At 69.9% G+C, this 15,438-nt stretch carries 14 protein-coding genes; 9 read left to right on the forward strand and 5 right to left on the reverse strand.

The features are described from left to right. Window positions 1–24 precede the first annotated feature (24 nt). On the reverse strand, window positions 25–825 hold the full coding sequence (locus AAF430_19010; protein MEM7412326.1) for a crotonase/enoyl-CoA hydratase family protein: 801 nt from the start codon (window positions 823–825) through the stop codon (window positions 25–27). A gap of 245 nt (window positions 826–1,070) precedes the next feature. On the opposite strand from AAF430_19010, the gene AAF430_19015 reads away from it, so the two are divergent. Then, a complete protein-coding gene (locus tag AAF430_19015) occupies window positions 1,071–2,063 on the forward strand; it encodes a pentapeptide repeat-containing protein (GenBank protein ID MEM7412327.1) in 993 nt (330 codons plus the stop codon). A gap of 359 nt (window positions 2,064–2,422) precedes the next feature. Beyond that, a complete protein-coding gene (locus AAF430_19020) occupies window positions 2,423–4,117 on the forward strand; it encodes a class I adenylate-forming enzyme family protein (GenBank protein ID MEM7412328.1) in 1,695 nt (564 codons plus the stop codon). Between the two features lie 24 nt (window positions 4,118–4,141). On the opposite strand, the gene AAF430_19025 is transcribed toward AAF430_19020, so the two are convergent. Beyond that, on the reverse strand, window positions 4,142–4,705 hold the full coding sequence (locus tag AAF430_19025; GenBank protein MEM7412329.1) for a DUF697 domain-containing protein: 564 nt from the start codon (window positions 4,703–4,705) through the stop codon (window positions 4,142–4,144). Window positions 4,706–4,938: 233 nt separating this feature from the next. On the opposite strand from AAF430_19025, the gene AAF430_19030 reads away from it, so the two are divergent. The 4 genes from AAF430_19030 (at window position 4,939) to AAF430_19045 (ending at window position 8,741) form a co-directional block, all read left to right on the forward strand. Beyond that, a complete protein-coding gene (locus AAF430_19030) occupies window positions 4,939–6,660 on the forward strand; it encodes an AAA family ATPase (GenBank protein ID MEM7412330.1) in 1,722 nt (573 codons plus the stop codon). Window positions 6,661–6,692: 32 nt separating this feature from the next. Next, window positions 6,693–7,679: a lysylphosphatidylglycerol synthase domain-containing protein gene (locus AAF430_19035; protein ID MEM7412331.1), complete on the forward strand. Its 987-nt coding sequence runs from the start codon at window positions 6,693–6,695 to the stop codon at window positions 7,677–7,679. Between the two features lie 92 nt (window positions 7,680–7,771). Beyond that, window positions 7,772–7,966 (forward strand): hypothetical protein, encoded by a 195-nt coding sequence (locus AAF430_19040; protein ID MEM7412332.1) that lies wholly within the window; start codon window positions 7,772–7,774, stop codon window positions 7,964–7,966. A 4-nt stretch (window positions 7,967–7,970) separates the two neighbouring features. Beyond that, window positions 7,971–8,741 (forward strand): NYN domain-containing protein, encoded by a 771-nt coding sequence (locus tag AAF430_19045; GenBank protein MEM7412333.1) that lies wholly within the window; start codon window positions 7,971–7,973, stop codon window positions 8,739–8,741. Between the two features lie 9 nt (window positions 8,742–8,750). On the opposite strand, the gene AAF430_19050 is transcribed toward AAF430_19045, so the two are convergent. After that, entirely contained in the window at window positions 8,751–9,518 is a 768-nt protein-coding gene (locus tag AAF430_19050; protein ID MEM7412334.1) for a methyltransferase domain-containing protein, read from the reverse strand. A gap of 82 nt (window positions 9,519–9,600) precedes the next feature. Here AAF430_19050 and AAF430_19055 point away from each other — a divergent pair, with 82 nt between their 5' ends. After that, window positions 9,601–10,080, forward strand: coding sequence for a MarR family transcriptional regulator (locus tag AAF430_19055; protein MEM7412335.1), 480 nt, complete (start codon window positions 9,601–9,603; stop codon window positions 10,078–10,080). Here AAF430_19055 and AAF430_19060 read toward each other — a convergent pair. Then, entirely contained in the window at window positions 10,043–10,849 is an 807-nt protein-coding gene (locus tag AAF430_19060; protein MEM7412336.1) for an enoyl-CoA hydratase-related protein, read from the reverse strand. The two genes, AAF430_19055 and AAF430_19060, sit on opposite strands and share 38 nt — an antisense overlap. Window positions 10,850–10,975: 126 nt before the next feature. Between AAF430_19060 and AAF430_19065 the strand changes: the two genes are divergently transcribed. Both AAF430_19065 and AAF430_19070 read left to right on the forward strand, forming a co-directional pair. After that, complete coding sequence (locus tag AAF430_19065) at window positions 10,976–11,845, forward strand: SDR family oxidoreductase (GenBank protein ID MEM7412337.1); 870 nt, start codon at window positions 10,976–10,978, stop codon at window positions 11,843–11,845. A gap of 24 nt (window positions 11,846–11,869) precedes the next feature. Next, entirely contained in the window at window positions 11,870–12,679 is an 810-nt protein-coding gene (locus tag AAF430_19070; GenBank protein MEM7412338.1) for an enoyl-CoA hydratase/isomerase family protein, read from the forward strand. A gap of 9 nt (window positions 12,680–12,688) precedes the next feature. Here the strand turns inward: AAF430_19070 and AAF430_19075 are convergent, their stop codons facing one another. Beyond that, window positions 12,689–15,415, reverse strand: a complete 2,727-nt coding sequence (locus tag AAF430_19075; protein ID MEM7412339.1) for a CehA/McbA family metallohydrolase — start codon at window positions 15,413–15,415, stop codon at window positions 12,689–12,691. Window positions 15,416–15,438 lie beyond the last annotated feature (23 nt).

The raw sequence follows: 15,438 nt of genomic DNA on the forward strand, positions 1-15,438 counted from the left end.
GGCCCCTGTTTTCTGTGGCGGCTCCTACTTTCTCTGGAACTGGGGGGTGCGCTTCTCGGCGAAGGCGCGCGGCCCCTCCTTGGCGTCCTGGCTCGCGAACACGGCCTGGCCGTACTCCCACTCGTGGCGCAGGGCAGCATCGAGCTCCATGCCGTCGCACTCGTGCAGGGTCCGGGTGATCGCCTCGACGGCGAGGGGCCCGTTGCGACCGATCGTGGCGGCGATCTCGAGCCCCTTCTCCAGGGCCTGGCCATCCGGCACCACGTGGCCGATCAGGCCGATCTCCTTCGCCTCGGGTGCGCGCAGGTGTTTCCCCGTCAGCAGGATCTCGGCGGCCTGGGTGTACGGAATCTGCCGCGGCAGCCGCACCGCGGACCCGCCCATCGGGTAGAGGGACCAGCGCGCTTCGGAAACGCCGAAACGCGCACTCTCGCCGGCCACTCGGATCTCCATCGCCTGCAGGAGCTCGGTCCCACCGGCGATCGCGACCCCTTCGACGGCTGCGACGATCGGCTTCGTCGGTCGGTAGTGGCGGAACAGCGCCTTGTAGACCACGTCCCGGTCGGCGGCGAGGCGGCCCTGCACGTCGATCTCCGGGTCTTCGTTGCCGCCGTCGCCGGCCATCCCCTTGAGATCCGCGCCCGAGCAGAAGTTGCCGCCCGCGCCGGTGACGACGATGCAGCGGACCTCCGCGTCCTGTGACGCCTCCTCATAGGCGTCGAACATGCGGATCAGCATGGCTCCGGAAAGCGCGTTGTAGCGCTCGGGCCGGTTCATCGTGATGACCATCGTGTGGCCGTCGCGTTCGACGATCGCGTCGGGCATGAAGCGTTCCTTCCTTCGAAAAAGCGCGGTCCAGCCTAGGAGACCCGGAGGGCCGGCTCGACCGTGACTTCGTGCCGCCGGTTGCGCCCGAATTGCCGGTCGGGTCCTGGGAAATACCGAGTGTGGGCTAAAGCCTTCACCTGACCCGCCGAAGAGAACCGTGACATCGCCTCTCGTGTGACCGCCCCGGGCTTGGAGCGAAGGACGCTTCCCAGCCCGCTTTGTGGACCGGAAAGGCATCGCTGATGACCCCCCAGATCCGTCGCGCGGGTCGGCCCCCGGGCCACCGCGTCGCACTCCGCGCCCTCGCGGGCGCCGCCGCCGCCCTGGCGTTGGCCCTCCCGGCCACTGCCGGTCCCCTCTTCAAGAAGGGCGATCACGCCGGCGAGTACCACGCCTTCGACGACCACAGTCGCGAGGACCTGCGCCGCATCGATCTCTCCGGCGCCGATCTCCATTCGACGCGCCTGGTCGAGACGAACCTGAAGCGCGCCAACCTGGCCGAAGCCCGGCTCACCGAAGCCGTGCTCAACCGCGCGAAGCTGGCGCGCGCCAACCTGCGCGGCGCCACGCTCGACAACGCGAAGCTCCGCAAAGTGCAGGCCTACAAGGCCGACTTCAACGGCGCGAGCCTCGTCGCTGCGAAGGCGAGCGGCGCGAAGCTCGTCGGCGCGATCTTCGTCGACGCGAACCTCACGGACGTCGACTTGCGCAAGGCGCAGGCGAAGCGCGCCCGCTTCGACGGCGCGGTGCTCGATGGCGCGCGACTTCAGCGCGCGAAGCTCCAGCGGACGGTCTTCACCGGCGCTTCGCTGATCGAGGCCCGCCTGAACAAGGCGAACCTCCGTCATGCCCAGTTCCAGGGCGCCGTCCTCGACGGGGCGCGGCTCCGTGCGGCCAACCTGCGCGACGCCGACTTCTCGGGTGCGAGTCTGCTCGGTGCAGACCTGCGCCGCGCAAAGCACGCCCAGCGTGCCGTCTGGATCGACGCCCTCTACGACGCCGACACGCGTCTCCCGGCGGGCATCGACACGAGCACCATGACCTTCGTCTTCGGACTCTGTGAGAACGGCGACTTCCAGATCGACGCCGACCGCGACGGCGAAGCCGACCCCTGCGTCGCCGGCCAGGGCGCCGAGACCCCGTCTCCCCCGACCACTCCGCTGCCCGAGCCGGGCCTCCCGGCCGGACTCGCCGGGCTCGCCCTGCTCGTCTGGCTGTCGCGACGGCGCGACTAGCCCGCTTCGTTCCTCCCTCTCGCTCCCTCGCTGCTTCCCTCCCTCCTCCGATCCCTCCCCCCTCGAGCCGCGGGGCCTGTGCACTCCCCCCCTCCACGCGCGGGCCCCGCGGACTCGAACCCACCGCGGGAACAGCGAAATTTCTCGGCCCGGTGTGAAGCACCTCACACCGGCTGGGCGACACCTCGGGCACTCTCCACTCGGGGTACGGACGAAGTGAGGCCCGGAAGCCGTGAAATCACCCGCGCGGCTTCCGGGTCTCCTTCCTTCCCGCCAGAGCCGAACGCGGCGAAACGTCCTCCCGCTCCCGCCCGCAGCGCCTAGACTCGGGATCCTTTGCCTCGAGGAGGGTGCGGCCGATGGGCCTTGGCTACGACGAAGCGATCGCGATGCTGACTGGCCCGGGTGGCCCCTTCGAAATCGAAGAGGCCGAGATCCGCGGCCAACGCCTCAAGGTGTTCAAGAGCACGCCGCCGTCGCTGCGCGCCGTGTTCGACCTGGCGCGCACCCGCGGTGACCAGCCCTTCCTGGTCTACGAAGACGAGCAGTGGAGCTTTGGCGAGGTCATGCGCCACGCCGACGCGCTGGGTGCCGCGCTCGTCGAACGCTACGGCGTCGAGCCGGGGGATCGCGTGTCGATCGCGATGCGCAACTATCCGGAGTGGATCGTCGCGTTCGCGGCGATCACCTCGGTGGGCGGCGTCGCCGTCCTGCAGAACGCCTGGTGGACCGCAGACGAGATCGACTATGGGCTGCGCGACTCGGGCAGCAAGGTGCTCATCGCCGACCTCGAACGACTCGAACGTGCCCAGGCCACCATCGCCGACGCCGGTGTCGCGACGGTGGTGGTGCGCAGCGAAGACCGGTCGCTGCCCGCCGGCGTCGACCGCTACGAAGACGTCGTCGCCCTCGGAACGCCGATGCCGGCCGTCGACATCGACCCGCACGCCGACGCGACCATCCTCTATACGTCGGGCACGACGGGTCGCCCGAAGGGCGCCGTCTCCACCCACCACGCCGTGCTGTCGGCGATGGGCGCCTTCGGATGTCGCGGCATGGCGCTGGCGCTGACCAGCGGGCAAGGCGACGATGCGGAGGCCGCGCCGGCACCGCCGCCGGCGCTCTGCTTCATCCTGGTGGTCCCGCTCTTCCACGTCACGGGCTGCGTGGCGGTGATGCTCTCCTGCTTCGGCGGCGGCCACAAGCTGGTGATGATGTACAAGTGGGAACCCGGCCGTGCCCTCCAGCTGATCGAGCGCGAGAAGGTCAGCAACTTCGTCGGCGTACCGACGATGTCCTGGGACCTGCTCGAGAGCCCCGACTTCGAGAAATACGACACGACGAGCCTCGCCTTCGTCGGTGGCGGCGGCGCGCCCGCGCCCCCCGAGCTGGTGAAGCGCGTCGATGGCAGCTTCCGCAACGCGGCGCCGGGCATTGGCTACGGCATGACCGAGACCAACGCCTACGGACCGCAGAACGCGGGTGACGACTACCTGCGCAAGCCGACCAGCTGCGGTCGCACGGTGCCGGTCGTCGAGATGAAGGTCGCCCACGAGGACGGCGTGGCGCTGCCTTCGGGCGAAGTCGGCGAGATCTGGTTCCGCGGACCCAACCTGATCCGCGGCTACTGGAACCGTCCCGAAGCCACGGCCGAGACGATCGTCGACGGCTGGCTGCGCAGCGGCGACATCGGCCGCATCGACGAAGAGGGATTCGTCTACGTCCAGGACCGCGCGAAGGACATGGTCCTGCGCGGCGGCGAGAACATCTACTGCGCTGAGGTCGAGGCCGCGATCTACGAACACCCGGCGGTGTACGAGGCCGCGGTGTTCGGCATGCCCCACGAACGACTCGGCGAAGAGGTGGCGGCGGCGATCGTGGTCAAGGACGGGCACCAGCTCGAGACGGCGGAGCTGCAGGCCCACGTCCGCGAGCGTCTGGCGGGGTTCAAGGTGCCGTCGATCGTGCAGCTGGGCTCGACCTCGCTCCCGCGCAACGCGTCGGGGAAGATCCTGAAGCGCGAGATCCGCGACGCCCTGGTCGACGCGGGCTAGCGCGCCGGAGACACGGGCGAGCGCTCAGCGCTCGGGGTCGTCCTCGGCGTGAAGGGCGCGCAGCGCGTCCACCTCTTCCGGGGTGAGCACACCGCTGCGCTCCAGGCGCGCGAGGCGCTGGGCCGCCGGATCCTCGGGCTCGCGTCGATCCGCCTGGCGCAGGGTCCGCGCGACGTCCTGGCCCCGTTCGAGGGCTTCGTCGAAGCGCGCCCGGAGCGCATCGGCGTCGTCGATTTCGAGGGAGCCGCGCGCTTCGAAGTGCTCGCGGAAGACCTGGCCCACGGCCACCGTGGAAGCCCCGGCCAGCGCCATCTGGGCGGCACCCCCCGCCAACCAACCCGCGCCGGGCAACGCCTTGAGCGTACTCGCGCCCAAGCGGGCCAACGAGGCCCCGGCGATCGCGCCGAGCAGGGCACGGCCCTGAACCGCGTCGAAGGGAACGTCGTAGCGCTCGGCGAGGCGCCGCAGCAGATCCAGCTGCACGGTCGTGACCGCCGCGACGTCGGCGATGGGGACGGGCGTGGCGGCAGCCGCGATCGCGGCCGCCGCGTGGCGGAGGATCAGCTCGGTGGTCCGGTCGAGGGCCATCCTCACGAGGAGAGCAAGTGGCGTGCCTTCCCGCCAGGGGGTTTCCGCCCTGCCTGACGACTCGCCCGCAGCTGGAAGCCGGCACCCGCGGCCCCGGGGTGCAGCTCCGACCCGGCACCCCGCGTGTTCCGGCTTCCCCCGACCGCTACTCCCGCCCCAAACGGCCCCCGGCGGGGAGAGGGTTGCTAGAATCGCGGCTCCCCCACGCACGTCGTGGGCGCCGGAGCGCCTCGATGTACCTCTCTTATTACGGGTTTCGCGAGAAGCCCTTCGCCTTGAGCCCAGACCCGCGATTCCTGTACCTCTCGGATTCCCACCGAGAGGTGTTGGGGCACCTCGTCTATGGCATCGAACAGGGCGAGGGGTTCATGGCGATCACCGGCGAAGTCGGCACGGGCAAGACCACGCTCTGCCGCACCCTGCTCAGTCGCCTGGGCGCCGAGTCCGAGGTCGCCTTCCTCTTCAACCCGACGCTCACCCCGCTCGAGCTGCTGAAGGCGATCAACGCCGAGTTCGGACTCTCGACGTTCGGCGAATCGCGGCCCGAGCTGACCGAAGTCCTCAACGGGTTCCTGCTCGAACAGAGTGCCCAGGGGCGGCGGGTGTTGCTGATCGTGGACGAGGCCCAGAACCTCGAGACCGAGACCCTCGAGCAGCTGCGCTTGCTCTCGAATCTCGAGACCGAGACGACGAAGCTCCTGCAGATCGTCCTGCTCGGACAACCCGAACTCGACGAGAAGCTCGCGCAAACCGAGATGCGCCAGCTCCGCCAACGCATCAGCGTGTGGTGGCACCTGGGACCGCTCGAAGCGAAGGAAACCGCCGCCTACGTTCGGCACCGGCTGCGGATCGCCGGCGCGCTCGACCGTCCCATCTTCACCGACGGCGGGCTGAAGGCGGTCCACCAGTTGAGTCGCGGCGTCCCGCGCGTGATCAACCTGGTGTGCGACCGCGCGCTGCTGGCCGGCTATGCGGAACAGCAGGCCCAGATCGACCGCAAGCTCGTCTCGCGCACGGCCACCGAGCTGCGCCCCGCGCGCACCCGGCGCGCCTCGAGTCGCTGGGCCTTCGGCGGTCGCGCCGGGGCCCTCGCGTTCGCGACGGGCATCGCCCTGGCGATCGCGCTCGCCGGCGCAATGCGCCAACCCGGCTCTGCGCCCCCCGAACCGCCCGCGGTGAGCGCTGCGCCTCCCGCGGCACCTGCGCCGGTCGTGGCGGATCCGTTGAAGCCGGAGCCTGCGCCGGTCGAGGTCGCCCGGCCCGAACCGCCGGCCCCCCGCGTCCCGCTGCAGGGCGTCGCGCTCGAGCGCCTGCTGCGCACCCAGACCCCGGACGCGGCCCGCTCGGCCACGCTCGACGCGATCCTCGCCGCCTGGGAGCTTCCGCCGACCGAAGGCGAGCCCATCGAAGAGGAAGACCTGCGCGCGCGGCTGTCATCACAGCGCCTCGAGCTGCTGCCGGTCCGCCCGGAGATGACGGCCTTGCTCGACGCCGCAACGCCGGCGATCGTATCCCTGCGCGACCGCGCGGGAGTCGCGCGGGTCGCGCTGTTGCGATCGGTCGTGGGGGACCGCGTGGAGCTCGAAGGCGTCGTGCGGGGAGAGAGCGTGAGCATCGAGACCGCCGAGTTGCTGCAACACCTGGACGGCGAGGTCTATGCAGTCTGGCGCGATCACGAGGATCTGCCGCGCGTGATTCGGCCCGGCGACCAGGGACGCCCGGTGGTGTGGTTGCAGCAGGTGCTGGGAGAGCTCGGCTACTACCGCGAAACCGCGCACGGAAGCTTCGACGAACGCACCCGCGACGCGGTGTCGCGCTTCCAGTGGGACCGCAGCATCGAGGTGGACGGCGCCGTCGGCCCGCGCACCCAGATGAGTCTCTACGACGCGCTGCCCCGCTACACCACGCCGAGCCTGCTCCCCGAGTCCGTGAACCTCGCTCGCGCCTCTTCGTAGTCGCGAGCCCCGTCGACAGAAAACAGGAGACCATGGCGACGGGCTCGTACAAGCGCTGGCGGAGCGTGCTGCCGTGGGTCGTGTCGGCGGGGCTGCTCTTCTACGTCTTCGGCTACGCGACCGACTGGGGTCGGCTGCTCGGGGCGATGGGCGAGGCCGACGTGCCGTGGTTCCTGTTCTACGCCACGGCCGACCGTCTCGCCTTCTTCATTGCGTGGACGTCGTTGTCCGCGGTCGCGCTGCGACGCTTCGTCGTGCAGGTCCCGGTCTTCTCGGTGTTCGCGATTCGCGGCGGCTCCGAGCTGGCCCGCGCGGTGAGCAACCCGCTCTCCGACGCCGCCTACTTCATCGGCCTCGTGCAGCTCTGCGGCGGTCGCTACGACGCCGTGGTGGCCGCCGCGTTGGTGCCCGTCGTCAGCCACATGTTCGTGATGCTGATCCAGGTGACGATCGCCCTGCCCTTCCAGGCAGGCGGCGTGATGGCCGTGCCGGGTGTGTTCTTCACCGCCGTGGCCATGTGGGTCGTGGTGGCGGTGGCGGCGGTGCTGATCTGGTCCGCTCGCCGCGGGCGGGTGACCAGCAAGCGCCTCGAGCCGATCAACGCCTGGCTCGACCGCTTCCCGCCGCGCGCCATTGCGCCGTTCATCTGGGGTTTCGGCCTGCTCGCCCTCTTCGACGTGCACATCCAGTACCTGGCTTCCCACGCATTCGGGGTGGCGATCGACTGGACGGCGATGGCTGCGCGTCTCCCGATCATCTATCTCACCTTCCTGATTCCGACCCTCGGCAACTTCGGGACCCGGGAGCTCACCTGGGCGGCGCTCTTCGGTGAGTTCGGCGACCGCGACCACCTGATCGCCTACGCCTTCTCGATCAACGCGATCTTCCTCGTGCTCAACGTGATCCTGGGCGTGATCTTCCTGTCGCGGGCGCTCCAGCTGATCCGCGCGGTTCGCGAAGCCCGGCGTGAGGGGGAACGCGTTCCCCAGCCGATCTTCCCCGACCCGACGGACACCTGAAGCGGCGCGTTCGTGTGCACGGGGCGCCGTGCGCGTTACGATACAGGCCCCGCCCTCCCGCCCAGCTTCCCTCCTCCCTGCGGAGTACGCCGATGGCGAGAAAGAGCAAGACGGCCGTCTTGAAGCGGCAGCGCGAGCTGAAGAAGGCGGAGAAGGCCGCTGCAAAGCGCGAGAAGCGGGCCACACGCGAGGGCGTCGCGGCGGACGAAGACGTCGCCACCCAGGACGACCTGGCCGGTTACGGCCTCGTCGAAGAAGAAGAACCCGAAGTCGAGCAGGAAGCCTGAGCGCTTGGCCAACAACGAACCTCTGATCGCCGTCTTCATCGACTACGAGAACCTGGCCATCGGCGTCCGCCGGATGCGCAAGGGCTCGTTCCAGATCGACCTGGTCCTGCGGCGTCTCCTGCAGCGGGGCCGCATCGTCTACAAGCGCGCCTACTGCGATTGGGGCAACTACCGCGAGGCCGTGCGCGAGTTCCACACCCACGGCATCGAGCTCGTCGACATTCCCCAGTCGAAGGCGAGTGGCAAGAACAGCGCCGACATCCACATGGTCGTCGACGCGCTGGACCTCTGTTACCAGAAGGACCACATCGATTCCTTCGCCTTGATCTCGGGCGACAGCGACTTCTCGCCGCTCGTCGCGAAGCTCAAGGAGAACGAGAAGTGGGTGGTCGGCTGCGGCGTGAAGAGCTCGACCTCCGATCTCCTGATCGGGAGCTGTGACGAGTTCGTCTACTACGACGACCTGATCCGGGACGTCGAAGCGAAGAAAAAGAAGAAGAAGCCCTCGACGAAGAAGAAGGACGACTCGGGCAACAAGAAGGACGAGCTGGCCGACAAGATCCTCGAAGCCGTCGATTCCCTGGAACGCGACTACGACACGATCTGGGGTTCGATGGTCAAGCAGACGATCCGGCGGCTCTTCCCCGGCTTCAACGAGGGCTACTACGGAGCCCGCTCCTTCGCCGATGTGCTCGAGATGGTCGAGAAAGACGGCCACATCGACCTCGAGTTCGACGAGGACCGCGGCAACTACGTCGTGCGCCCGCGGCGCTAGGCGGCGGCCCTAGGCCTGCGGCTCCGCGCGCAGGACCGCGATCGGCAGCTGGAAATCGTAGTCGCCCGGCCGCTCGAGCCCGAAGCGCGCCCGCACTTCGGCAGGTGCCGCGTCGAAGAGCACGCGTAGACCCGCGGTCGCCTCGGCCGAGGTCCCGATCCGGGTCACCCAGGCTTCGAAATCGATCTCGAGCACGAAGCGGTCGAGCACTTCCGACGCCAGCCCCGCCGTCGCGAGCAGCGCCTGCCAATCGGCCTCGCGGTGGTCGCGCACGTGGCTCGGGTCGCGCAGCACCTCGAACGCGTTCAGGAAGGTGTCGCTGGCCGCGTCGTCGGGGGCCACCGCGTCCGACAGCAGGAAGAGTCCTCCCGGGACCAGCACCCGTGCGACCTCACGCAGCATGGCGGCCGGGTCGGCCACGTGGTGCGCCGAGTGTCGGGACGTCACCACGTCGAAGGACGCATCCGGGAAGGGAAGCGCCTCGGCATTCCCGGGTTCGAAGCGCGCGTTGGAGATGCCCCGCTCCATCGCCTGGGCGCGCGCCGCATCGAGCATCGCCGGGGTGAGGTCCAGACCCACCGCCTCGGCGACGCGGGGCGCGAAGGCCAATGCGGTGTGCCCCGGCCCGCAGCCCAGGTCGAGCACCCGCTCGTGGCCGGTGCGGACACCCGCGGCCAGGAGAGCGTCGAGGTCGGGCCCGGAGCGGTGCACGGCGCTCGTGACGTAGGCGGCCGCAGCCGGGCCGAAGCGGTCTTGAATAGAGGCGGTCTGATCCATGGAGGACTCCGGAGTGGGGGTGAGAACGGGGTCAAGTGCATTTCATTTGCGTATCAATAATTATTAACATAAGTTAAATATCATGCAAGCGCGACCCGAGATCCACGAGGCCATCGCCGCCCTCCAGCGGCTCACCGAGCTCTTCACCCTGCGGCGGCGTCAGCTCGCCGGCGAGGTCGGGCTCACCGAATCCCAGTGGTCCCTGCTCGAAGAGGTGGCCGACGTGCACTTCCTGCCGTCGCTCTTCGCTCAGGAGCGCGAATGTACGCCGGCGGCGGTGTCACGCGGGCTCCGCGCCCTGCTCGACCAGCGCCTCGTGGTCGTGGAGATCGACCCGAGCGATGGGCGCCAGCGCCGCTATCGATTGACCGCCGAAGGCAAGCGCGTGCTGCGCAACCTGCGCCGCGGACGCGAACGCGCGATCGCCGCCATCTGGCAGGACTTCGACGCGCCGACCCTCGGGGCGTTCGTGCACTTCGCCGACGAGCTGTCCGATCAGCTGGCGGCCTATGCGGGCCGCGGGGCTACTTCCCGCGAAACTCGGGCTTCCGCTTCTCGCTGAACGCTTTCACCGCCTCGACGTAGTCCTCGGTGAAGGCACCGCAGACCATGCGCTCGGCTTCGACATCGAGGCAGGACTGCAGATCTTCGGTGAGGGCCCGGTTCAGGTTTTCCTTCATGAAGCGCAGGGCGATCGGCGGTCCGCTCGCGATCTCCTTCGCCCAGGCCAGGGCTGCGTCCGGCAGTTCGGCTTCCGCCACGACCCGGTTGGCGAGGCCGAGCGCGAGGCAATCCTCGGCGCTCACGCGTCGTGCGGTGAACATCAGCTCGCGGGCCCGGGCCGGACCGAGCAGTCGCGTGAGGAACCAGCTGGCGCCGTAGTCTCCGGAGAGCCCCAGGCGCGCGTACGCGGTGGTCACGAAGGCGCTCTCGGCAAAGATCCGCAGGTCGCAGGCGAGCGCGAGCGCGAACCCCGCGCCCGCAGCGGGCCCGGGCAGCGCGGCCAACACCGGCTTCGTCAGGCGGTGCAGCAGCGCGGGCACCTCGTGTTCGCGGCGCAGGATGCGCACGCGCGGCTCGCGTTCGGGCGGCGGCCCCTCGGCCATGACCTTCGTGTCGCCGCCCGCGCAGAACCCGCCGCCCGCGCCGGTCAGCAGGACGCACCCCACCCCGGTGTCGTCGTCGAGCACGGGCAGCACGGCGCGCAGCGCTTCCTTCATCTCGATGGTCAGCGCGTTGCGGGCCTCGGGACGATGCAGGGTGAGGACGGCGACCCGTTCGTCGACGTGACACAAGAGCTGCTCGGTTCCGGTCTCGATCGTTTCGCTCACCGCTCCTCCGTGGCGCGTCACCCTACCACGCTCTCCCGATGGCTTCCGTCGGTGCCCTGCCCTTGCCAGCGCGGGTCTCGGGCGACTACAAAGCGGGGGCTCGCTCGACCCCTTCTGGAGGATCTCATGGGACTGCCCGAACCCCCGCCGCTCGGAGCCCACGCCCTGCCCGCCGGCAGCTACGACGGTCAGGTCGTCCTGGTCACCGGAGGCGGGACCGGCCTGGGCAAAGCGATGGCCGTCGAGTTCGGTCGACTCGGCGCGACGGTCGCGATCGTGTCGCGCTCCGAAGAGCACCTCGCGGCCGGTGTCGCGGCGGTAGAAGAGGCGGGGGGCAAGGCCCTGTCGGCCACCGCCGACGTCCGTCAGGCGGACAGCGTCGCCGCCGCCTTCGACCGCGTCGCCGAGCAGGCGGGTCTCCCCGACGTCCTGATCAACAACGCCGCCGGCAACTTCCCGGTTCCCGCCGAGGACATGAGCCCGAACGCCTGGCGTGCGGTCGTCGAGATCGTCCTCTCGGGCACGTTCCACTGCTCGCGCGAGTTCGGCCGTCGGCACATCGCGGCCGAAACGCCGGGCGCGATCGTCAACATCGGCGCCGCCTACGCCTGGACCGGCGGTCCGGGCTTCGCCCACTCCGCCGCCGCAAAGGCCGGCGTCAAGAACCTCACCGAGACCCTCGCCGTCGAATGGGGACCCTACGGGATACGCGTGAACGGCCTGGTGCCCGGCCTCTTCCCCCACGACGACGAGACCCAGAACATTCGTTCGGTCCCCGAACGCCGCAAGAACGACGGGGCCCGGGCTCCGGCGGGCCGGGTCGGATTTCCCCACGAGTTGGGCTGGGCCGCCACGTTCCTGGCGTCTCCCTACGCCGCCTACATCAGCGGCCACACCCTGGTCGTCGACGGCGCGAACTGGCAGCGCCGCGCCATGCTCATGCCCGAGTTCGTGCCGATCCGCGAACAACTCGGCAAGGGCCCCTTCGAACTCTGAGCCCCACCTGCGAGGACCCCTCTCTTGAGTGAACGACCCGTCTTGATGGAACTCGTACGCGAGCCGCCGCTCGCCCACATCGTGCTCACGAATCCGGAGAAGCTGAACGCCTGGAGCTGGGAGTCGGCCCGCCAGGTGACGACTCTCGCCGACGAGATTCGCTTCGACGACACGATCCGCGCGGTCGTGTTCCGCGCCGAGGGCCGGGCCTTCTGCGCGGGGGTCGACCTCGGCATGCCCGAAGACCGCATCACCGGCCGCTCCCCGGCCGAGAAGACCCGCAACTATTTCGAGAAGTTCCGATGGGTCCACGAACGTTTCCACGTGCTCGCGGAGCTGCCGCAGCCCGTCGTGATGGCGATTCACGGCTACTGCCTCGGCGCGGGCCTCGAAGTCGCCATGATGGGCGACATCCGCATCGCCTCCGACGATGCGCGCTTCGCGCTCCCCGAGCCGAAGGTCGGCGTGTCGATCGATGCGGGCGGCGACCTGCGCTTGATCGCCGAGATCGGTGCGGGTTGGACGAAGCTCCTCGCCCTGACCGGCCGACGCATCGACGCCGAAACCGCCCTGCGCATCGGCATCGTGCAAGAAGTCGTGCCGCGTGACACGCTGGTCGACCACGCGACGGCGCTCGCCGCCGAGATCGCCGGCAATGCGCCACTCGCCGTGCAGGGCATCAAGCGCACGATCAACTACCGCGCCCAACAGGGCCTCGCCGAAGCGCTGCGCTTCGAAGCCGCCAGCGCCGCGCCGCTCTTCACCTCCGACGACATGACCCTCGGCTACAAGGCGATGGCCGCGAAAGAGGACGCGAAGTTCGAGGGGAAGTAGCCCCCGGAGTCAGCGGACGCCGGGCCCGTCGAAGCGTCCGTTGCCGTCGACGTCCACGTAGATCGGGTTCGAGAACGCAGCCGACACGAAGCCCGGAACCACCGTCTCGGTGTAGGGGCCCGGGTGTGCCGCGCGCCAGGCTGCAGCGTCCGCGTCGAGCGGCGCCCCCGCCTCCAGCACCACGAAGGCATCCGCGTCGAGCGCGAGGGGAACGCGTCCCGTGCGCTCAGTCGTGCGATGCACGACGTCGCCGTTCACCACGATCCGCACCTCTTCGAGCGGAACCCAGTCGGCCGCGTCGACCTCGAAAGCGACGAACCCGGCCTCGCCGCCGGGCACGAGCGCACCGGCCTCGGCCGTGCCCACCTGGAAGCGGCGGATGCGCGGACCAGTCGTTCCGAAGCTGCGTCCCTCGCGCAGGGCGCGATCGAAGCCCGCCTGTGGCTCCGGCCGTGGATCCGTTCCCACCCAGACGTAGTTGCGCGGGTACGCCGCCAGCTGATCGGCGCCGTGGGTATCCGAGTTCGCGGTCCCCGTGCGACGGACGCCGTGTCGGAGCAAGGCGTGCCAGTCCGCGCGCATCAGCCGGTAGGCGTTGTACGACTTGCCGTTCATCACCTCGATGGCGTCGAAGTCCAGCGCGCGGGTCCCGTCGGCAGCGGCCTCGAGGAGCGGCGCATGGTCGGGCGCATCCAGCGGCGCCGCGGGATCGAAGGCGGGTCCCTGGCTCAGGTGGGTGAAGAAACTGCCGTCGTGGCGCGCGGGCTTCCGGCCGCGCGGATGGTTCAACTGCAGGACCTGAGCGCCGTGTTCGCGACGGAGCTTCGAGTAGAGCTCTCCTACGAGCAGGTTCTGACTGGGAGGCGCTCCCGCACGATGCAACGTCGGACGCGGCTCGACGGGCCAGGCGTTGTGGTGCCCGATCGTCCAGGGCGCGACGGCGCTCGGCGTGCTGCTGGTGATCTCGACACCGTGCACCACGCGCAGCCGGTCGGCGAGGCCGAGGCGTGCCAGCGCCGGGCGGTAGTCGGGGACGTGATCGTGATCGGTGGCGACGAGCACGTGGACGCCCTCGGCGACGTAGGCGCGCAGGCGCTGCTCGTTCGGCGTCTGGGAGTCGTCGCTGGCCTGGGCGTGGACGTGGAGGTCGGCGACCTCGACCCCGGCCAGGGGCGGCAGGGCTTCGAGTTCGAACGGCGGCACCGCCGCTTCGCTGCCGGGCTCCGCGAGGGTCAACTCGATCTGCGCGAGGTTCCAGTCGAGCCCGCGGGTCGCCGTGAGTCGATAGCGACCCGGCGGTAGCGCCACCGCGGCGGGATCCTGCGGCGTCCCGGTGAACCACAGGGACCGGCTCATCTGCGCGCTCGGCAGCGGCGCTCCATCGAGGCGGGCGTCCCAGAGATCGTCGTGAAAGCGCGGATCCGGGGTGCCGTCCCGGCCCTCCACGATGATCCGGCCAGGCCCCCCATCGGCGAAGGCCGGCGCGAAGCGCAGCTGCGCCAGGGCGGTCGGCGTGTCGAAGCGGACTTCGGCGAAGGCCGCCTCCGGGACCTCGATCACGCGCGTGGTGTTCTGGGCGCCCGCGACGCGAAGCTCGACCTGGTAGCGACCCGGCGGCAACACGATCTGGAACGGTTCGCCGGACGCAATGCGCCGCGATGTCACCGGCGCGCCGGCTTCGGTCCCCACCCACAGCACGGCCCGCCGCGCCCCCGTGTCGAGGGCGCCGCGCAGCCCCGCGCGGCCGTCGGCGAAGCCGAGATCGACGAAGACGCGGTCCGAGTTCGCGGCGACATCGGAACGTCCGGCGACGTACACGCGCCGCGACCACACGGACTGCTCCCCGGCCTCCAGTTCGCGGAACAGCGCGCGCGCGAGACCCAGCAGACCGAGGCTCGGCGAACGGGAGCCGAGTAGCGAGACCGCCACACTCACGTGCTCTTCGGTGACCCCGAAGATCGGCAGGCCCGCTTCGGTGCGTTCGGGCGAGGCCAGGGCGTAGGCGATCGGAGGGAACCCCTCGACACCGACGAGCCCCAGGTGGGTGAACGCCGCGATCGCGTCGGCCGACGGGAAGCCGTCGCGCGCGAAACCCATGTTGCGGAACCCGCGCGAAGCCTCGGGGGCGAGTGTGTTGCCGAGGAAGATGCGACCGCTGCGACCCCCGCGCATCCAGACGTCGCCGAACGCGAAGACCGGTGCCCCGTCCTCGCCCGTGTTCGTGAGGGTCGTCTCGATCCGCACGAAGGGCTCGCCGGGACGCACCTCGTACACCGTCTCGACGGTAACCTCGGCGATGTCTTCCGGGTCGGGCACCAGCGGGTCGAGCGCGCGCGCCCAGAAACCGCCGCGTGGAAGCGCGCGCAGCCCCGAGCTCGTCACGACGATACGCGCGAACGCCCCGTCGGGATCGACTTCGGCGCGAATCGCGTCGTAGCCCACCTCGATGCGCTGGGTGAGGTTGATGATCGGGAACAGGCGCGCGAACTGATCCTCGCCCTGACGATCGCGGAGGCCCAGGTCGACGAGGGTCCCGCCGTGGTTCTGCTTCGCGTGTTCGCGACCCACGTCGTCGATGACCGCTTCGATGACGTCGTTCGCGAGCCACCAGTCACCGACCCCGCCGATCGAATCGGGCCCGCCGACGCGCAACGTCTCGACCGAGTCGACCTCGATGCGCTCGGCCCGAAGCTCGGCGCCCACTCCCGATGCCAGGAGCAGGAGCCCGAAGGCCACGACCCCCCCTCGTTGCCACGCTC

Source organism: Myxococcota bacterium (assembly GCA_039030075.1).
GTDB lineage: Bacteria > Myxococcota_A > UBA9160 > UBA9160 > SMWR01 > JAHEJV01.